Origin of the sequence: Shewanella carassii (assembly GCF_002777975.1) — a bacterium.
Lineage (GTDB): Bacteria > Pseudomonadota > Gammaproteobacteria > Enterobacterales > Shewanellaceae > Shewanella > Shewanella carassii.
In genome coordinates this window covers 41,593-59,385 of record NZ_NGVS01000025.1, presented here as the reverse complement: position 1 = coordinate 59,385, position 17,793 = coordinate 41,593, and the positions used below count along the sequence as shown (strand labels likewise).

Genomic DNA, 17,793 nt, shown 5'->3' with positions numbered 1-17,793 from the left:
GGTTTCAAACTATAATATGCGCGCCTTATGCAAACAGTAAAGATACCGGTTTCAATTGATCCTATTCGTGCTGCGACCAGCCGCCTTAACTATCGAGGTGTTGTTCCTGGTACGCAACTGAAGCGATTGAATGAATTATGTGCCGGCGACTGTTCCGATGTGACAGTGTCAATTGAGTGTGGTGTGGATTTACAGGGGATAGTCTACCTGAAAGGGAAGGCTGTGACGGAGCTCACTCTGCTATGTCAACGCTGCATGACACTATTTACCACAGAGGTTACGGTCGAGTTTAGTTTCAGTCCTTGTCGGAATGAAGCTGAAATCGATGAGCTCCCGGATGCGTATGACCCTATTGAGTGCAATGAAATTGGCGAAGTTCGTCTGCATCAATTGATTGAAGATGAATTGATACTGGCTATGCCCTTGATACCTACCCATGACATAGATGAATGTCATACAGGTTCCAAGGATGTGGCCATAGGCGAGATTGAAGCCGCTCAAGAGGAGCGTCCAAATCCGTTTGCAGTGTTAGAAAAACTGAAGAGCAAGTAATCCAGGAGACAGATCAATGGCTGTACAACAGAATAAAAAATCTCGTTCAAAGCGCGGTATGCGCCGTTCACACGATGCACTGAGCACTGCTCAGCTGTCTGTAGACGCTACCAGCGGTGAACTGCATCGTCGTCACAACGTGACTGCTGACGGTTTCTACCGTGGCAAAAAGGTAATCAACAAGTAAGTTGTTGATTGTCTTATGACGAGTCTGACGCTTGCGTTAGATGCGATGGGTGGCGACCATGGCCCCCACGTGACGGTGCCTGCAGCCCTGCAGGCACTTAAATTATATCCAGATCTCAGGTTTATTCTGGTTGGTGATCAAGACCAGATACAGCCGTACTTAGCCCAATCCGGGCAAGACATTACCGATAGAATTGAACTCAGGCATACCACAGAAGTGGTTAGTATGTCCGACAGACCGGTGCATGCTTTGCGTTGTCGGCGTGACAGCTCCATGCGTCGGGCGCTGGATGCTGTGCATAAAGGTGAGGCTCAGGCGTGTGTCAGCGCAGGTAACACCGGCGCCTTGATGGCCATGGCCAAGGTAGTGCTTAAGACACTGCCGGGCATAGACAGACCCGCTTTGGTCAGTTGTCTGCCGACGATCAACCATAAGCCAGTCTATCTGCTGGACCTCGGGGCCAATGTGTCCTGTGATTCCGATACCTTGTTTCAGTTTTCTGTCATGGGTTCAGTCCTCTGTGAGGCGGTGACCAAACAACCCAGACCCAAGGTTGCGCTGCTCAATGTCGGCAGTGAAGAGATCAAAGGCAACGATCAGGTGCAGCAGGCTGCCCAGTTGCTGCAACATACCCCCCAAATCAATTATCAAGGTTTTATTGAGGGCAATGACATTTACCGCGGAACTGTGGACGTGATCGTTTGCGATGGTTTTGTCGGTAATATTACCCTGAAAACTTCAGAAGGCATTGCCAGACTCTTGATACATCAGCTTAAGGAAGGGCTGACCCGAGGCTTTTTTGTACGCTTGCTGGCCAAATTTTTGGCTCCCAGTATTCAAAGCGTGCTCAAACAAATGAACCCCGACCACTATAATGGTGCAAGTCTGATAGGATTGCGCGGAATAGTTGTCAAGAGCCATGGGAATGCAGATGAAACTGCCTATTTACAAGCGATTAGCTTGGCAGTTACAGAAGCAAGACGTCGACTCCCTGAGATGATCAAGCAGCGTCTCGAGTCGATACTTTTAGATATAAACAGCTGATTTCTCCTTATGCATACAAAAATTCTTGGAACTGGCAGTTACCTGCCGGCGCAGGTGCGTAGCAATCAAGATCTGGAAAAAATGGTGGAAACCAGTGACCAGTGGATTGTTGAGCGTACGGGTATTTCTGAGCGTCGGATCGCTGATGCCAGTGAAACGGTTGCCACTATGGGTTATCAGGCAGCGCTGAAGGCCATTGAAATGGCAGGCATCGAAGCCAGTGAACTCGATATGATTATTTGCGGTACCACGAGTGCAGCAAATGCTTTTCCGGCCGCCGCCTGTGAAGTACAGGCCATGTTGGGGATTCATACTATCCCAGCATTTGATGTCGCTGCCGCATGCTCCGGCTTTGTCTATGCGCTTTCGGTCGCGGATCAGTTTGTAAAAACCGGTGCGGCCAAGAAAGTGCTGGTAATAGGTGCCGATGTGCTTTCCAGACTCTGTGAGCCGGAAGACAGAACCACCATTATTCTCTTTGGTGATGGCGCAGGTGCCGCCGTGGTGGGCGCCAGTGAAGAGCCGGGGATCATCTCTACCCATATTTACGCCGATGGTCGTCATGGGGAACTGCTTAAATGTGCTTTTCCACCCAGAGCCGGAGAAACCTCCGAAGCCGTGGGCTTTATGACCATGAAGGGCAATGATGTCTTCAAGGTCGCCGTGACTCAGTTGTCCCATGTCGTGACAGAAACCCTGAGATTGAATAACGTCGACAAGTCAGAAATAGATTGGCTGGTGCCACATCAAGCCAATTTCCGCATTATCAATGCCACAGCCAAGAAATTGGACATGAGTCTTGATAAAGTGGTGCTGACGTTGGCCAAACATGGCAATACCTCAGCAGCCTCAGTGCCGATTGCACTGGATGAGGCGGTGCGCGATGGCCGCATCAAACGCGGGCAACTCCTGCTGTTAGAAGCCTTCGGTGCCGGTTTTGCCTGGGGTAGCGCCTTGGTTCGCTTCTGATATTCAGCGCCTGCTTTCTTTGCACAAGTGAGTGGGCCGTTTCAATGCATACAAGTTGATCTGCCGGGCAGATCAGTGGACTCGGGTAGCAACATCTGCTTTGCTGCCTGCAATCATAGGTAAATGAATATGGAAAACTTCGCTTTCGTGTTCCCGGGACAAGGTTCTCAGGCTGTAGGCATGCTTGCCGATCTCGCTGAACACTATCCGGTAGTGACCGAGACTTTTCGTGAGGCCAGTGACGTGCTGGGTTACGACTTGTGGCAACTGGTTCAGCAAGGTCCGGCCGAAACTCTTAACGAGACTGACAAGACCCAGCCAGCCTTGCTGAGCGCAAGTGTCGCCCTGTATCGCGCCTGGCAAGCGGCCGGCAAAGCCGCTCCCAACGTGATGGCAGGTCACAGTTTGGGTGAATACTCTGCGCTAGTGTGTGCCGGGGTGCTCAAGTTTACCGATGCCGTTAAGTTGGTTGAACTGCGTGGTCAGTTGATGCAGCAAGCAGTTCCTGCCGGAACAGGAGCCATGTTTGCCATCATAGGCCTGGATAACGACGCCATTGCCAAGGCCTGTAAAGACAGCGCCGAAGGCGCTGTGGTTAGCCCGGTTAACTACAATAGCCCAGGCCAAGTGGTAATTGCCGGTGAAAAAGCCGCAGTTGAGCGCGCCGCTGCAGCCTGTAAGGCCGCAGGTGCCAAAATGGCGGTTGCCTTGCCTGTGAGCGTGCCGTCCCATTGCGCCTTGATGAAGCCCGCCGCCGATCGACTGGCGATCGCACTTGGTGACATTGAGTTTAATCAGCCACAAATCCCCGTGATTAACAATGCGGATGTCGCCCAGCCTCAAGATGCTGCTGATATCCGCGATGCCTTGGTGCGTCAGCTTTACAGCCCGGTGCGCTGGACCGAAACTGTGGAAGCCATGGCGGCCATGGGGGTCACAGAGCTCTATGAGGTGGGGCCAGGTAAAGTTTTGACCGGGCTTTGCAAGCGCATTAACAAATCCCTTGCAGCCAAGGCTGTCAACGATGCCGCTTCTCTGGCTGCATTGATCGAATAAGGAGCTTTTCATGAGCGTAACATTAGACTTAACCGGCAAGATTGCCCTGGTTACCGGCGCCAGTCGTGGCATTGGCAAGTCGATTGCCACCACGCTGGCCGAAGCTGGCGCCACAGTATTTGGTACTGCAACCAGTGAGCGTGGCGCCGAAGCTATCTCGGCTTATCTGGGCGATAAGGGCCAGGGTTTGGTGCTGAATGTCACAGATCCACAATCTGTTGAAAATTTATATGCCTCGATCAAAGAAAAAGCCGGCGATGTTGATATTCTGGTAAACAATGCTGGCATCACCCGCGACAATTTATTGATGCGGATGAAAGAGGATGAGTGGCAGGATATCCTGGACACTAACCTGACATCTCTTTTCAGGTTATCCAAGCCAGTGATGCGCTCAATGATGAAGAAACGTCATGGCCGTATCATCAATATTGGCTCTGTGGTAGGTACCATGGGCAATGCAGGCCAAGTGAACTACTCTGCGGCCAAAGCCGGTTTGATCGGATTTACAAAATCTCTCGCCAGAGAGGTTGCATCTCGTCAAATTACAGTTAATGCTATTGCTCCTGGTTTTATCCAGACAGATATGACGGATGAGCTGACAGAAGATCAGCAACAGGCCATCATGTCCCAGGTTCCAATGGAGCGCTTGGGTCAGGCACAGGAAATTGCCAACGCCGTGCTCTTTTTGGCCTCGGATGCCGCTGCTTACATCACAGGGGAAACCTTGCATGTAAATGGCGGGATGTATATGGTTTAAGGGCGAATGGCAGGGATACTGTCGCAATTGGGTGGTGATCTGCAGCAATTGAGGGCCTAAAATCGTGGTTAGACCACGAATTCTAGGCTTGCAATGTTGGTCAAATCTAATAAACTACTCGCAATCTTACGCAAGTGCGTAATTTGAATAGGAAAGAAAACTAATGAGCAACATCGAAGAACGTGTAAAGAAAATCATCGTAGAGCAACTGGGCGTTAAAGAAGAAGACGTTAAGCCAGCAGCTTCTTTCGTAGACGATCTGGGTGCAGATTCTCTGGACACTGTTGAGTTGGTTATGGCTCTGGAAGAAGAGTTTGATACCGAGATCCCTGATGAGGAAGCTGAGAAAATCACTACCGTTCAGGCAGCGATCGATTACGTTTCCAAGAATCAGTAATCCAGAATTCCAGAAAACAGGCGGCATAATTGCCGCCTGTTTTTGTTTTCGCCCCGTCAGTTTCTGGTTGTACCAGTATCAGCCGTGCATTATTGTGTCTTGTGACCCATTCGGCTGCTGCCGGAGGCAATGGTAGGCTGCAGCGGCTTAGCCTATCATGATAACTCACCCGTTAATCTAAGGTGGACACAGTGACTAAACGTCGAGTCGTTATCACTGGCCTGGGTCTGGTGACCCCGGTCGGCAACACAGTGGACAGCAGCTGGCAAGCCCTACTGGCAGGTCAGAGCGGTATAGCGCCAATCACCAAGTTTGATGCCAGCGAATTCAGCACCCGTTTTTCAGGCTCAGTCAAAGATTTTGACGTAGAGCAGTACCTGTCCCGTAAAGATGCCCGCAAGATGGACCTCTTTATTCAGTATGGTATGGCTGCCGGCATTCAGGCCATGCGCGACTCCGGATTGGAGATGGATAAAGAAGATCCTACCCGAGTCGGAACCGCTATCGGCGCCGGTATGGGCGGCATGTGGTTGATTGAACAAAACCACAGCGCCTTGATGGCCGGTGGCCCACGTAAAATTTCCCCCTTCTTTGTACCCAGCACCATCATCAACATGATTGCTGGTCATTTGTCGATCATGTACGGTATGACAGGCCCTAACTTTGCGGTGACAACCGCCTGTACCACAGGGGTTCACAACATAGGTTTCGCAGCCCGTACCATAGCTTATGGCGATGCCGATGTGATGGTGGCCGGTGGCGCTGAAGATGTGACTTGTCCTCTGGGCGTGGGTGGCTTTGCGGCGGCCAAGGCCTTGTCTACTCGCAATGATGATCCTCAGGCGGCCAGCCGCCCATGGGATAAAGACAGAGATGGTTTTGTTATTGGCGACGGCGCCGGAGTGTTGGTGCTCGAAGAATATGAACATGCCAAGGCTCGCGGTGCCAAGATTTATGCCGAACTGATTGGTTTTGGTATGAGCGGCGATGCCTTCCATATGACCTCGCCGCCAGCCGATGGTGCCGGCGCAGCCCTGGCGATGAGCCATGCCTTGAAAGATGCCAATCTGGCACCCGAAAGTATAGATTATATCAACGCTCACGGTACCTCGACTCCAGCAGGTGACAAGGCCGAAGCGGCGGCAGTGAAGTCTATCTTTGGCGATCATGCCTACAAGTTGATGGTGAGTTCCACCAAGTCAATGACAGGGCATTTGCTCGGTGCTGCCGGTGCGGTGGAAACTATTTTCTCCGTGTTGGCCCTCAAGGATCAGGTAGTTCCACCTACCATCAACTTGGATAACCCGGACGAAGGTTGCGATCTGGACTTTGTTGCCCATACTGCACGTCAGACCAAGGTGGAACATGTGCTTTGTAACTCTTTTGGGTTCGGTGGCACCAATGGCTCCTTGCTGCTGAAGCGAGTTTAAGATTACCTCTTGAAAAAGCGCCTGATGGCGCTTTTTTTATCTTTAAAATCAGTTAGTCATATTCTAAAACTAAACCCAGAATTAACCTTTGTTCATCTCTATTGGCATTCCTTGAATATAGCGCCAGAATCCTGCCAAATGATTCTGGAGTTTTCACTATGCTCAATCCTGCAATGTTTCCTGTTATGGCCGTGGTCGGAGCGATTGCGGCTAATTTAACCGAGTTAGTCAGGGGCGAAAGTCGTCGTTGGCAACCTGCGATGGAAATCGGTGTTCGCACTTTCAGTTTGGCTATTGCCGCCTATACTGTGCTCTGGTTTGCCTTGCTGACTGCGGCTGTGTATGCCGGGAAGGGGACTGATGTAGTAGCCGGGGTAGAGGTGCTAGGCATCTTCCTGCTGGCGATGGGCATTTATTCACTTTTTCAACTATCTCGGTTTATCAATGACAAGGTGCAGTTGTGGATCTATCGGCTGGCCTTACCTCTGGTGATTGGCGGAAGTTTCCTGGTATGTAAGTTTGGGTGATTGCGAAATTTTCGCGTACACTCTCAGCCAGGTGCGGTCAGCAGACCGCCAAGCCTGATGAGAGGAACCCATGGCAGGAACAGAGAGACAGATAACCCTGAGGTTTTTGGCCGAGCCCGCAGACGTCAACTTTGGTGGTAAGGTACACGGCGGCGCCGTAATGAAGTGGATTGACCTGGCGGCCTATGCCTGTGCGGCCGGTTGGAGTGGTAAGTACTGCATCACGGTTTACGCCGGTGGGATCAGATTTGTTAAACCCATACATGTGGGCAATATAGTGGAGGTGAGTGCCAAGGTGATCTATACCGGCAGCACTTCCATGCATATAGGTTTGGACGTAAAGGCTGGTGATCCCAAGAATTCCGAGCGCCAGCTGACCACTCACTGTATCGTCATTATGGTAGCGGTAGATGATGAAGGTAAACCAACGCCTGTGCCCGAATGGCAGCCGACATCGGCAAGGGACATTGAGCTTAGGGATTCGGCTATCAAGTTGATGGAAATGCGCAAGAAAATCGGCGCGGAAATGGAAGCGCACGTTCATCCTTAAATGTTGATTTCAAGAGCCACATTCGTGGCTCTTTTCTGTATGCGGGATGCTGAGTTTGCCCGTATCAACTTCTCCTTTATGCTGCCCCATGGCAAAATGCGGCTTAAACATCGGCTCGAATTGTCACTCTTGGCTTTATGCAAAAGGCTTTGAAGCATGGTCGGCAATCGGGGCAGCCTGTTCCCTCACTTAAAATAATCAAGGAAATATCATGGCGAACGTCGCATTTCTCGGTCTAGGTGTTATGGGGTATCCCATGGCTGGGCATCTGCAAAAACAGGGGCACCAGGTCACTGTTTACAACCGTACTTCCTCCAAGGCTGAAGCCTGGGTGGCCGAGTTTGGTGGGCGCTGCTGCGAGACTCCGGCCCAAGCCGCCGAGGGGCAGGATATTGTCTTTGCCTGTGTCGGCAATGATGATGACTTACGCCAGGTCGTACTGGGTGAAGAGGGCGCAGTGCATGGTATGGCTGTGGGCAGTATCTTTGTCGATCACACCACTGCCTCATGCGATGTGGCAAGGGAGTTGGCCGCTTTGCTGGTCGAGAAGGACATCGCTTTTATGGACGCGCCGGTTTCCGGCGGTCAGGCAGGTGCTGAGAATGGGGTATTGACCATTATGGCCGGTGGCTCTGAGGCGGTATTTGCGCGGGTAAAACCTGTGATGGCTGCCTATGCCCGCTGCGCCGAACTATTGGGAGATGTTGGCGCCGGGCAGTTGACCAAGATGGTCAATCAAATCTGCATCGCCGGGGTGGTACAAGGTTTGGCCGAAGCCATGCATTTTGCCAAGAGCGCCGGGCTCGATGGCGAGAAGGTGGTTGAGGTGATCAGCAAAGGCGCGGCCCAGAGCTGGCAGATGGAAAATCGTCACAAGACCATGTTGCAGGGAGAATATGATTTTGGTTTTGCGGTGGACTGGATGCGCAAAGACTTAGGTATCGCTCTCAATGAAGCCAGACGCAATGGCTCACATTTGCCGCTGACCGCCATGGTTGATCAGTTCTACGCAGAAGTGCAGGCCATGGGCGGTAACCGCTGGGATACTTCCAGTCTGATGGCTCGCCAGGAGAAGTGCCGCAACAAGTAAGGCCAGCGATTGAAGATAACAAAAGGACAGCTTCAGCTGTCCTTTTTGGGTTTTGAGTCTGCTATCAGTTGGGCTCGGGGCTGACCACTATATGTTCCAGCTCTACAGGCGCCACTGCGTGCAGGGCGTCCATGCTGGCTCCCACCAGAGAGATTTTGCCATCGGCCGATTCCAGCAGCAGCGCCCGTTTGATTTCGCTGAAGCTGCGGTTATGGCGCAGCAGGGTCGACAGTGCCATCTGCATCGGCATCATGGATGGGTTAAAGGCGGCGTTTTCGGCGTAACGGCCACAGAAGGTGGCACCATCAGCCGTTTCCAGTACTACCGCACAATGGCTCTTGCTGTACGGGGCATAGCTGAGGCTGGCGTGATCCAGCGCCTCAATCACCATGGGATCGGAGCTCTCAAGCGCCAGGTTTACCTGTTGTTTACTCAGCAAAGGCGTGGTGACATTGAGATCTTTGGGACCAAAGGCGTAGGGCAGGTAATGACTCAAAGGCGCTGTAGGCTGCTTGGGCAGGTGAATGCGGATCTCTTGCCCGGCCACCAACTCATTCATAAATTGACGGCAGTGGCCGCAGGGACTCTCGTTGACTATGATATCGACTACCTGGCTTTCACCGCTCAGCCAGGCATGACTGATGGCGCTTTGCTCGGCGTGAACCGAGTGACACAAGGCTTCACCCGGCAGTTCGATATTGGCGCCCATATAGATATCACCGCTCTTGCCTTTGGCGATGGCGCCGACATAGAACTCACTGATTGGCGGATTGGCCAGTGCCGCAGCAATAGGCAAGAGCGCCAGCAGTAACTCATCATCACCAAGGCCGCTGACCTTGGCCAATTCACTCAGCTGCTGTGCATCCAGATGACCGGCGAACTTATCGTTGAGCAGTGGCACCAATTGCTCGGCAAGTGTCTTGGGCAACTGGTTCAGGCTGTTTACAAATCTGTCTTGCATTGGCCATTCCTTGTTAAATGTTAAGCTAATGGTTATCCAGTTTAGTCAGGAAGTTACAGTTGAAACGGGACTGGCTTCGCAAAATCCCGTTAAAGCGCCTGTAAGTATTGCACCAGAGCCTTGAGAAGTCGCTGGTGACTTTCATTTTCGGCAGTTTCTTCCAACAGATTTTCCAAGCGAATGACATAATCCGGATCGTTGAGCCTTTGCTGACAGAACTCATGCCAGCGCAGTGTTTCTTTGTCCGTAAGTGTCGAGGGATAGTTACGGGCACGATAACGAAATAGCATCTCCTTGAGTCTGGGGTCGTCAAAGCTGAGATCCAACGCCGCCAGATTATCGGGGGCGGTATGGCGGATCATCTCCATCTTGGCCTTATCCGCCGGAGAGAAGAATCCACCGCTGTAGAGCATAAGATCCGGATCGGTACCCTGGTTGTCCCTCGGGGTATCAAACAGACTTGCCAGCTTGGCGCGGATCTGCGGATGCTGGCGCAGGCGCTTGTATTGTTCGCGGGCAAAGGCTTTGTCAAATCCAATCCGCTCGGCGGCTTCATCGGTCAGTGTCTTGGCGGTGGCAATAAAGGGGCACTTATTGATGTGCACCTGTTTAACCGGTATGGGTAATTCATCTTCTGCCAATTCGCTTCTTGGCGTGTAGAGACGCTCGCGAATGCTGTCTACATCCAGTTCAATCAGCGGGCTGATATCCATATGCAGGTTAACGCAGACAATGGCATTCTTGTTCTCCGGATGATGGGCCACAGGGGCTATGAGAGTGGCACAGCCCTGAGTCGCCGGGATTTTGGAGCTGATATGCACCAAAGGTTGCATATTGAGTACATCGATTTGCTCAGAAACTGCCTGCTTGCGTCTGAGTTTGAAATAGTAGTCAAACAGCCTTGGTTGTTTCTCTTTTATCAGTTTGGCCAAGGCTATGGTGGCGTAAACATCTGACATGGCATCGTGAGCCTTTTCATGGCCGAGTCCGTTGGCCTGGGTCAGATGTTCGAGCTTGAAACTGGGAGAGCCGTCTTCTTTGGTTGGCCAGTTGATCCCGTCCGGGCGCAGGGCATAGCAGGCCCGGACCAGATCGATAATATCCCAGCGGGAATTGCCTTGCTGCCATTCTCTGGCATAGGGATCGATAAAGTTACGGTAAAAACCATAACGGCTGACCTCATCATCAAATCGCAGCGAGTTGTAGCCAGCGACGCAGGTATTGGCTTGGCTGAACAGGGCATTGATCCGCCCCATAAACTCGGTTTCCGGCAGCCCTTTGCCATTGGCCAGTTGCGGCGTGATCCCTGTGATGAGGATCGCCTCGGGTGAGGGCAGGTAATCGCTGGCTATCTGACAGTAAAAGGTCTCGGGCTCGCCAATGATGTTCAGCTCCAGATCGGTACGTATCCCGGCAAATTGCGCCGGCCTGTCTTTCGCCGGATTAGCGCCGAATGTTTCATAATCATGCCAGAATATGGAAGGCTGAGGTTGGGCTTGACTCATGCTGATGACTTTGGCTCTGTAGACAAAAGCTTATCTTAACATTTTTTTACGGAAATGGGATTTTGCCGACATTATCGCTGGTATTTCGGTTAAAAACCGCCCTTGGTGAATCGATGGCCTCTGGTTACAATAAGCTGCCTGCCGGCAGGGACAACGAGGTTCGGATTACCCGAAGGGATGCAGATGTACAGTCAGTTTTTCAGTTCACCCACCATAGTCAATCTTTCAATGCCGACCAGGTTGTGCCTCAGCCTGCCGGACAGTGTCAGTGATTTTGTGTTGTCGGAAGCGCTGCGCTCGCCGCTGCTTGAGTGGGTAATGCTTGAAGGAGAAGACAAGGTTTCGCAGGGACAGTTTATTTTGAGGCTGCAACCTTTTCTGACTCAGCAGTTGCTGCCTTTTGAATCCGTCAGGAAGGATGGAGTGTCGCGAACAGCCGGACAGGGTCTAAGGCTTTATTCTGAGATTGGAACCAGTACTTCAAGTTGCATCGCAGCCCTGAGGCAAGGCGTGAGTATCGATTTTTGGCCAGGGCAGACATTTTTCTGCTCGTTACAAACCGGTAGATTCGAGCTGCTGCCTCTGGAGCAGGATTTGCGTTTGTCCCAGGAGCCAAGAGAGATCATTCTCGCCAAGACAGCGTTGGCCGAAGCTCAGGATTATCAAGCCAGCAGTGAAAAGTTGGCGGTGCAACTCAGTGAAGTGACTCAGGCTCGAATCAGGTTGGAGCGATACCAGCTGGCGCATGGGGCTAAGTTGCCCGAAGGCCTGCTCAACGAAGTTTGGCATCTGCTCACGGGTCTATCCCAGAAACGTCAATGGCTGCTGCGATGTTATAATCAGTCGCTTGAACGTCCCAATTACCGCCAGAGTGCCAACCATGATGGCACCGAAGAAAAGCTCAGGCGCGCGCTTGAGTGCTATGAACTCTTGTCTTCGCCGGAGCTCAATGCCATGGTCAGGCAGTTGACCGACGAAGAGTAAGACCACCTTGGGCTGCAAAGCCCAATTCTGATGGAAGTAATGCATGACTTATATTTGTCCCCTGTGCCGCAGCGAGTTGGTGCAGGATGGAAAACAATGGTGTTGTAGCCAAAACCACAGCTTTGACAAGGCAAAGGAAGGCTATGTCAACCTGTTGCCGGTGCAGAAGAAAAATTCTCGCGATCCCGGTGACAACAAGCAGATGATGCAGGCCAGGCGCGCTTTTTTGAATGCCGGCTATTATCAAGCTCTCAGCAGCAGGGTCAACGAATTGGCGTTGGAATATTGTAAGACACAACCCGAGATTTTGGACTTGGGCTGTGGTGAAGGCTACTACAGCGAGCGTTTGCAACAAGCCGTTGGTGGCAAACTCTATGGTTTGGATATTTCCAGAACGGCGATTCGTTACGCCGCCAAGGCACATCCACAGATGCGCTTTTGTGTAGCCAGCGCCTACGACATGCCTTTTGCCGATGCAGCCTTTGATCTCATGTTGCGTATCTACGCACCATCAAAAGTTCAGGAGTTGGCACGGGTGTGTAAGCCCGGCGGCGTTTTCATCTGTGTATCCCCAGGCCCAAGACATCACTTTCAGTTAAAAGAGATCATCTATAGTGAGCCAAGAGAGCATGAGCTGACCAAGGCAGAGCTACCGGGTTTTAACCTGCTGCATGATGAGAGACTGCAGTGGCCGCTGGTTCTGCCGGCCGGACCGGTTTGCAATGACTTTCTGGAGATGACTCCCTATGCCTGGAAGCTCAGCGCCGAACAGAAACAGCAGCTGCAGGCTGAGGGATTGCGTTGTGAACTGGATTTCCACATTCAAATTTACCAACGTAATACATAAGAGCTAGAACTATAAGATAGGTTTCAACTTGTTACGGCAAATACTCGAAATTTAAGTAAAAAAAACTAAGAAGGGTCAATTAAGTTTGTTGACTTATCTCCAGAATGATTTATAGTCTTCTTAGCTTGAAAGTTGGGCTTATTTTTATGTCTTCAATACGACCAGTTCGTCCTGTAAACATAAGTAATACCGGCATTTTCAGCTCCACCGCCGTTAAGGCTTAAAAGATAGTTTTATTTACAGGATTTATATCATGTCACAAGTAACTGGTGTAGTTAAGTGGTTCAACTCTGACAAAGGTTTCGGTTTCATCGAGCAAGAGTCTGGTCCAGACGTGTTTGTACACTTCCGCGCCATCAACTCTGACGGCTTCAAGACTCTGGACGAAGGTCAGAAAGTATCCTTCACTGTTACTCAGGGCCAAAAAGGTCCTCAAGCTGAAAACGTTTCTGTTATCGGCTAATCGCTTTTCGGGGTAACCCGAGCGATATCGTAATAAACCGCGCGAGCCTACACTTCTTGGTGTAAGGAAGCGCGGTTTTTTTATGCCTTGATTTTTATGTATTGGTTGTTCATGTCTTCATGGCTAAGCCAGCCCAATTTCTATCTCTTCAATCTTTTATCGCTTCAATAAGTGGTCTCGGTCTAGAGCTTTTATTCTAATTCATGTTGTTCTCTCAAATTAAGATTAATTTATTTCAGGCGATTACTCTGTTTTAAAAAATATATCTTTATTACCCAGATAACAGCAATCGAGTCTCTGATTTATCTGATTTTGACAGGCTTCCTGGGATGACTTCTGTCAGGCCCAAGCCTCTCTCTAGGAAAAAGAACGCACTTGCGTCTTTCCCAAGACTTTGTTGGTGAAAATGGCAGGCGTAATGTAGAAAGGTATGTGATTAAGTTGCTGTAAGTTGATTTTGATACGTACTGATACAAGTGTAAATGACAAGGTTAGGTGTAAATACCCTGAGTGGCTCGATAGAACAAATAAAAGCGTGACATTAACCTGCTGTAGACGAAAGAAAAAACCTATGCCAAGACATAGGTTTTTTCGTGTCAGGGCTCGACTGGTATGGACGAGTGGCTGAGATTCAGATTTAGGCTGCGCCGTCGAACAGGGTATCTTCCAGTGTGCGGCCTCGCATCAGGCTGCGATATTGCCAGCCATTTTGCTTGAGTAGCTGCAGCAGTTCGATATCCAAGGTGTCCTTCTCCGGTTGGTAACGGATAAGGTAGTTTTGTTTGCCCTTGGCCGAGATCTCGTAAACGCCTTCGAGGGCGTAGAGTGCTTCCAGCAGTTTTTCCTGATCACAGTGTTGCATCTGCAGCGTCAGATAGGCTTCGGCGCTGCTTTGCTGCATGGTGACCGACTGGCCCAGTTTACCTTTGTCCAGATACAGCACTTTGTCACAGAGTTTTTCCAGTTCATCCAGATTGTGGGAGCTGATAATAAAGGTGGTATCTGTGCTCAGGGATTCTACCAACTCACGAATTTTGCGGGCGTTAGCGGGATCCAGTCCGGCTGTGGGTTCATCCAGCAGCACCAGCTTGGGGTTGCCTATCAGCGCCTGAGCAATCGCGGCGCGTTTTCCCATACCATGACTCAGAGAGTTGGGTTTTTGATTGGCGACCTCATCAAGGCCTACCAGCGCCAGCACCCGCATGGATTCAGCCTTGGCAGCGTCGGCGCCCATACCCTGCATGCGGGCAAACAGGCTGAATTGAGTCAGCAGACTGAAGCCGGGATCCAGGGCGGCGTCCTGGGGCAGGGCCGAGATCTGTCCCAAAAGTCCGGTGCTGCCGGGGCGCTGTCCCATCACAGTGATTTCACCACTACTTGGACGTATATAACCCAGCAGCAGGCTCATCAATGTGGTCTTGCCGGCACCGTTTGGGCCGACCAGGGCGATGGGACTACCGGGCTCCAGTTGCAAGTCGACGCTATCCAATGCACGCTTGCTGCCGTAGAGTTTGCTCAGGCCTTTACAGTTAATCAGACTCATAGATCACCTCGCTGCATCATGGTGCGGCCTATCGCTAATAATCCAATGGTTTGCAGCAGTGGCAACCAGGCACTTGACAGTGCCGTTAGCGGCTGGGCATTGAGCATGGCATCTATCTGTGCGCCGGGCACCAGATAACCGATGAAAGAGAGCATGGGCAGCTGAGCGTTAATAGTTGCCATTACTATCATCATGGCGGCAAAGAAAAGCACCGCAAATACGCTGGCCAGTCTGGCCGAGCTGGCCCAGAGTGAGAACAGCGCCATCAGGGCTGTGTAGGGCAGCAGGATCAATACCAGATTGAGTGTCATCATCAAGCCGGAAGTCAGCGCGGGTAGCACCAACGCCATATCTCGGCTCATGGCCAAAAATACGGTTGCTATGACTGTGATGGCAACCAACAGCAATTGGATCAACATCATGCCGAGGAAGCGGCCGAAGAAGAGGGCATCGCGGCCCGAACGCAGGCAGATAAAGCGCAGTGTGCCGCGGTTTTTGTCCGAGGCGAACTGATCGCCGCAGATAAGAATGCTGAACATGGGGAACAGGTAGAGACTGATGACCCAATAGACGGCTTGCTCGGCAACCGGCCAGGCAAACAGTTGATCTAGAGTGCCTTCACCGAAGGCGCCGGTAACAAAATGCTTGAAGTCCGGGTTCAACAGAAAGCTGGCGGCACCTCGGACCGGATAGGCGAGGATCAGCAACCACACCAGGGCGAAAGCTATCATCGCCAGGGTGCCACGGCGGTGGAAAATGAGTTTATAGAGTTCAAATCCCGCGAGTTGCAGGGCGTTTTTCAGCCCCCCGGGATGAGTGCTGTGAGTTGCAGTTGTCATGTGGTTCCTTGTTTTGCTCCCAATATGGAGTCCTTGCAGCGACCGGAGCAAGCACTGGGTTGCCGATAAGACGTCAGCCTAACACCATGAGGCCAGGCAGGCCAACGCCTGGCCGCTATTTCAAGCCGTAGCTGTCGTTTTTACGGTCAATTATGCCAGTTGCGCCTTGAGCTCGGCCAATTCCTGTTTTAGTAAAGCCAGCTCTTGCTTCATTGTCGCCAGCTCTTGCTCAAGCAAAGCTATCCGGCTCTGGCTCGCCGTTTCAGGCTCACTTTCGCACTCTCTTTCGCGTTCACCTTCATGGTGAGCTGTAGCTTGATTGGCAATCTGAGTGGTATCTGCGCCGCCGTAACCTTCAGATACACCATCATTCTCAGTGAAGTTCTCGGCAAAGCGTATCTCACGTTTTCCGGGCTCCCTGGGCAGTTGGCGGATAAAGCCTTTGTCTTTCAACGCCAGCAGGGTTTGCTCCACTTGTGGCAGGCCGTCAAATTCAAACAGCCGCTGAGCCCGGCTTCTGAGTTCACCTGCGGTTTGGGCGCCGCGCAGCAGCAACAAACACACAATTGCCAGCTCTGCGGGAGAAAACTGCAGCTCGCCAAATTCTGTGTTGCAGAATCTGTGGCGGTATTTAATGACCCGGCTGCCAAAGCCGGACTGCTCACTCAGTAGACGTTTTTTACTCAGGCTGTCCAAGGCTTGCTGCACTTCAGACTCGCTCAGTTCCATCACGGGATCGCGGCTGGTCTTTTGATTGCAGGCTTGGGTCAGTGAATTGAGAGACAGGGGATAGAGATCCGGAGTGGTGACTTCTTTTTCCAGCAGGCAGCCAATCACTCTGGCTTCGATGGCATTGAGTTGCAACATAATTGACAGTTCCATTCAAGGCAGATGTCGGCCAACTGACCGACATTTTACTCAGTGTTTTTGAGTTATATCAGAGCCTTGAGCCGATGTCGCGGTTTTCCTCGGCTGCGCCTGTCCTGAATAGGGCAGGCGCGTTATTTTTGCTCAATTCTTTGCCAGTTCTTTGTTCAATTACTGGCGTGGATACCATTATCTTCGATGCGCAGTTTTCCGGCCTTGAACAGGCCGCCGATGGCTTTTTTGAAGGCCTTCTTGCTCATGCCAAGTTCGGCGTAGATCACTTCGGGCGAGGTCTTGTCGCTGTAGGGCAGGAAACCGCCGGCCTGAGCCAGCTTCTTCATGATCCGCTGTGATTGCTGATCCAACTCCTGACGGTCGGCCTTTTGCAGGGTCAGATCCAGTTTGTTGTCGTGACGCACCTGCTTGATATAACCCTTGAGCTTTTGGCCAAACTTCAGCTTACGGAACACCTCATTTTGATAGATGACGCCCCAATGCTTGTTGTTGACTATCGCCTTATAGCCGAGATCTGTGGTACCTGCGATGATAAGGTCAACCTGTTGACCATTCTTGTACCAAGCCGGGCTCTTATCGACAAACTTATCGATTTTGGACGAAGCGACAATCCGCTCGTCGGCGCGGTTACGGTGAACATAGACCAGGTAACTGCGGCCTTCTTCGGCCTGCTTGTGCTGCTCACCGAAGGGCAGCAGCAGATCTTTTTCCAGTCCCCAATCGAGGAAGGCACCGACCCGACCTATGGAAACTACCTTGAGATAAGCAAACTCACCCACCTGAGCCAGGGGCTTTTTAGTGGTTGCGATGGGCAGGTCGTTGGAGTCCAGATAGAGGAACACCTCCAACTTGTCGCCCACCTGACAACCCTTGGGCACCACTTTATTGGGTAATAACACCTGTCCCAACTCATGAGCGTTGAGGTAAACCCCGAAATCAACCTGTTTGACCACTTCCAGGGTGCAACTTTGACCTATTTCTGCCATCTGTTTTTGAACCTGATTAACTTTGTTTCAGCTGCGGCGGATTATAACGGATTGCGCTCACCTATGCCCGTGCCTTTTGTTAGGGAGGTGCGAATAAGTCCTCGTGGCCTTCTCTTTTGTAGGGCGTGGCTTGCACAGCAATTGGTGTTCAAGGCATCTGACTGAAGGCATGCCGGGGCCTGTCGAAGTCAGACTTCCCTAAGTTTGAATAAGACTAAAGTTAG

The 17,793-nt window shown here is 51.4% G+C and carries 20 protein-coding genes; 14 read left to right on the top strand and 6 right to left on the bottom strand.

Annotated features, from left to right (window positions below; all coding sequences use genetic code 11):
• The first annotated feature begins 27 nt into the window (after positions 1–27).
• The 11 genes from yceD (at position 28) to CBE72_RS12925 (ending at position 8,559) form a co-directional block, all read left to right on the top strand.
• A complete protein-coding gene (gene yceD, locus CBE72_RS12975) occupies positions 28–552 on the top strand; it encodes a 23S rRNA accumulation protein YceD (RefSeq protein ID WP_100144001.1) in 525 nt (174 codons plus the stop codon).
• A gap of 16 nt (positions 553–568) precedes the next feature.
• A complete protein-coding gene (gene rpmF / locus CBE72_RS12970) occupies positions 569–739 on the top strand; it encodes a 50S ribosomal protein L32 (protein WP_025009546.1) in 171 nt (56 codons plus the stop codon).
• Between the two features lie 15 nt (positions 740–754).
• The gene (plsX, locus tag CBE72_RS12965; protein ID WP_100143999.1) at positions 755–1,783 is read left to right on the top strand and encodes a phosphate acyltransferase PlsX; all 1,029 of its coding nucleotides are present in this window, start codon (positions 755–757) and stop codon (positions 1,781–1,783) included.
• Positions 1,784–1,792: 9 nt separating this feature from the next.
• Positions 1,793–2,752 carry a beta-ketoacyl-ACP synthase III gene (locus CBE72_RS12960; protein ID WP_100143997.1) on the top strand — a complete coding sequence of 320 codons (960 nt, stop codon included), beginning with the start codon at positions 1,793–1,795 and terminating at the stop codon, positions 2,750–2,752.
• Positions 2,753–2,881: 129 nt separating this feature from the next.
• On the top strand, positions 2,882–3,808 hold the full coding sequence (gene fabD, locus CBE72_RS12955; RefSeq protein ID WP_100144073.1) for an ACP S-malonyltransferase: 927 nt from the start codon (positions 2,882–2,884) through the stop codon (positions 3,806–3,808).
• Between the two features lie 10 nt (positions 3,809–3,818).
• Positions 3,819–4,565 (top strand): 3-oxoacyl-ACP reductase FabG, encoded by a 747-nt coding sequence (fabG, locus tag CBE72_RS12950; protein ID WP_100143995.1) that lies wholly within the window; start codon positions 3,819–3,821, stop codon positions 4,563–4,565.
• Between the two features lie 163 nt (positions 4,566–4,728).
• Positions 4,729–4,962, top strand: a complete 234-nt coding sequence (gene acpP / locus CBE72_RS12945) for an acyl carrier protein (RefSeq protein WP_006081231.1) — start codon at positions 4,729–4,731, stop codon at positions 4,960–4,962.
• Positions 4,963–5,153: 191 nt separating this feature from the next.
• The gene (gene fabF / locus CBE72_RS12940; RefSeq protein ID WP_100143993.1) at positions 5,154–6,392 is read left to right on the top strand and encodes a beta-ketoacyl-ACP synthase II; all 1,239 of its coding nucleotides are present in this window, start codon (positions 5,154–5,156) and stop codon (positions 6,390–6,392) included.
• Between the two features lie 158 nt (positions 6,393–6,550).
• Entirely contained in the window at positions 6,551–6,919 is a 369-nt protein-coding gene (locus CBE72_RS12935; protein ID WP_100143992.1) for a hypothetical protein, read from the top strand.
• A 70-nt stretch (positions 6,920–6,989) separates the two neighbouring features.
• On the top strand, positions 6,990–7,469 hold the full coding sequence (locus CBE72_RS12930) for an acyl-CoA thioesterase (protein ID WP_100143990.1): 480 nt from the start codon (positions 6,990–6,992) through the stop codon (positions 7,467–7,469).
• 211 nt (positions 7,470–7,680) lie between these two features.
• Positions 7,681–8,559: an NAD(P)-dependent oxidoreductase gene (locus tag CBE72_RS12925; protein WP_100143988.1), complete on the top strand. Its 879-nt coding sequence runs from the start codon at positions 7,681–7,683 to the stop codon at positions 8,557–8,559.
• A gap of 64 nt (positions 8,560–8,623) precedes the next feature.
• Here CBE72_RS12925 and cdd read toward each other — a convergent pair whose 3' ends face one another.
• Together cdd and sbcB are read right to left on the bottom strand one after the other, a co-directional pair.
• On the bottom strand, positions 8,624–9,520 hold the full coding sequence (gene cdd / locus CBE72_RS12920) for a cytidine deaminase (protein WP_100143986.1): 897 nt from the start codon (positions 9,518–9,520) through the stop codon (positions 8,624–8,626).
• A gap of 89 nt (positions 9,521–9,609) precedes the next feature.
• Positions 9,610–11,025 (bottom strand): exodeoxyribonuclease I, encoded by a 1,416-nt coding sequence (gene sbcB, locus CBE72_RS12915; protein WP_100143984.1) that lies wholly within the window; start codon positions 11,023–11,025, stop codon positions 9,610–9,612.
• A gap of 183 nt (positions 11,026–11,208) precedes the next feature.
• Here sbcB and CBE72_RS12910 point away from each other — a divergent pair, with 183 nt between their 5' ends.
• From CBE72_RS12910 to CBE72_RS12900, 3 genes are all read left to right on the top strand, one after another.
• Positions 11,209–12,009, top strand: coding sequence for a hypothetical protein (locus CBE72_RS12910; protein ID WP_100143982.1), 801 nt, complete (start codon positions 11,209–11,211; stop codon positions 12,007–12,009).
• 43 nt (positions 12,010–12,052) lie between these two features.
• Entirely contained in the window at positions 12,053–12,856 is an 804-nt protein-coding gene (gene rlmA, locus CBE72_RS12905; RefSeq protein WP_100143980.1) for a 23S rRNA (guanine(745)-N(1))-methyltransferase, read from the top strand.
• Between the two features lie 253 nt (positions 12,857–13,109).
• Positions 13,110–13,319, top strand: coding sequence for a cold-shock protein (locus tag CBE72_RS12900; RefSeq protein WP_025009607.1), 210 nt, complete (start codon positions 13,110–13,112; stop codon positions 13,317–13,319).
• A 637-nt stretch (positions 13,320–13,956) separates the two neighbouring features.
• On the opposite strand, the gene CBE72_RS12895 is transcribed toward CBE72_RS12900, so the two are convergent.
• The 4 genes from CBE72_RS12895 to CBE72_RS12880 form a co-directional block, all read right to left on the bottom strand.
• Positions 13,957–14,862: an ABC transporter ATP-binding protein gene (locus CBE72_RS12895; RefSeq protein WP_100143978.1), complete on the bottom strand. Its 906-nt coding sequence runs from the start codon at positions 14,860–14,862 to the stop codon at positions 13,957–13,959.
• Complete coding sequence (locus CBE72_RS12890; RefSeq protein WP_100143976.1) at positions 14,859–15,701, bottom strand: ABC transporter permease subunit; 843 nt, start codon at positions 15,699–15,701, stop codon at positions 14,859–14,861. The genes CBE72_RS12895 and CBE72_RS12890 overlap by 4 nt, the downstream gene beginning before the upstream one ends.
• 150 nt (positions 15,702–15,851) lie before the next feature.
• Positions 15,852–16,565 carry a YceH family protein gene (locus tag CBE72_RS12885; RefSeq protein WP_100144071.1) on the bottom strand — a complete coding sequence of 238 codons (714 nt, stop codon included), beginning with the start codon at positions 16,563–16,565 and terminating at the stop codon, positions 15,852–15,854.
• A gap of 170 nt (positions 16,566–16,735) precedes the next feature.
• Complete coding sequence (locus CBE72_RS12880) at positions 16,736–17,569, bottom strand: CvfB family protein (protein ID WP_100143974.1); 834 nt, start codon at positions 17,567–17,569, stop codon at positions 16,736–16,738.
• Between the last annotated feature and the right edge of the window lie 224 nt (positions 17,570–17,793).

What these genes read in the sequence shown, in the direction of transcription:
- yceD (WP_100144001.1), top strand. Translation starts at nt 28, where the DNA reads ATGCAAACAGTAAAGATACCGGTTTCAATTGATCCTATTCGTGCTGCG.
- rpmF (WP_025009546.1), top strand. Translation starts at nt 569, where the DNA reads ATGGCTGTACAACAGAATAAAAAATCTCGTTCAAAGCGCGGTATGCGC.
- plsX (WP_100143999.1), top strand. Translation starts at nt 755, where the DNA reads ATGACGAGTCTGACGCTTGCGTTAGATGCGATGGGTGGCGACCATGGC.
- CBE72_RS12960 (WP_100143997.1), top strand. Translation starts at nt 1,793, where the DNA reads ATGCATACAAAAATTCTTGGAACTGGCAGTTACCTGCCGGCGCAGGTG.
- fabD (WP_100144073.1), top strand. Translation starts at nt 2,882, where the DNA reads ATGGAAAACTTCGCTTTCGTGTTCCCGGGACAAGGTTCTCAGGCTGTA.
- fabG (WP_100143995.1), top strand. Translation starts at nt 3,819, where the DNA reads ATGAGCGTAACATTAGACTTAACCGGCAAGATTGCCCTGGTTACCGGC.
- acpP (WP_006081231.1), top strand. Translation starts at nt 4,729, where the DNA reads ATGAGCAACATCGAAGAACGTGTAAAGAAAATCATCGTAGAGCAACTG.
- CBE72_RS12935 (WP_100143992.1), top strand. Translation starts at nt 6,551, where the DNA reads ATGCTCAATCCTGCAATGTTTCCTGTTATGGCCGTGGTCGGAGCGATT.
- CBE72_RS12930 (WP_100143990.1), top strand. Translation starts at nt 6,990, where the DNA reads ATGGCAGGAACAGAGAGACAGATAACCCTGAGGTTTTTGGCCGAGCCC.
- CBE72_RS12925 (WP_100143988.1), top strand. Translation starts at nt 7,681, where the DNA reads ATGGCGAACGTCGCATTTCTCGGTCTAGGTGTTATGGGGTATCCCATG.
- cdd (WP_100143986.1), bottom strand. Translation starts at nt 9,520, where the DNA reads ATGCAAGACAGATTTGTAAACAGCCTGAACCAGTTGCCCAAGACACTT.
- sbcB (WP_100143984.1), bottom strand. Translation starts at nt 11,025, where the DNA reads ATGAGTCAAGCCCAACCTCAGCCTTCCATATTCTGGCATGATTATGAA.
- CBE72_RS12910 (WP_100143982.1), top strand. Translation starts at nt 11,209, where the DNA reads ATGTACAGTCAGTTTTTCAGTTCACCCACCATAGTCAATCTTTCAATG.
- rlmA (WP_100143980.1), top strand. Translation starts at nt 12,053, where the DNA reads ATGACTTATATTTGTCCCCTGTGCCGCAGCGAGTTGGTGCAGGATGGA.
- CBE72_RS12900 (WP_025009607.1), top strand. Translation starts at nt 13,110, where the DNA reads ATGTCACAAGTAACTGGTGTAGTTAAGTGGTTCAACTCTGACAAAGGT.
- CBE72_RS12895 (WP_100143978.1), bottom strand. Translation starts at nt 14,862, where the DNA reads ATGAGTCTGATTAACTGTAAAGGCCTGAGCAAACTCTACGGCAGCAAG.
- CBE72_RS12890 (WP_100143976.1), bottom strand. Translation starts at nt 15,701, where the DNA reads ATGACAACTGCAACTCACAGCACTCATCCCGGGGGGCTGAAAAACGCC.
- CBE72_RS12880 (WP_100143974.1), bottom strand. Translation starts at nt 17,569, where the DNA reads ATGGCAGAAATAGGTCAAAGTTGCACCCTGGAAGTGGTCAAACAGGTT.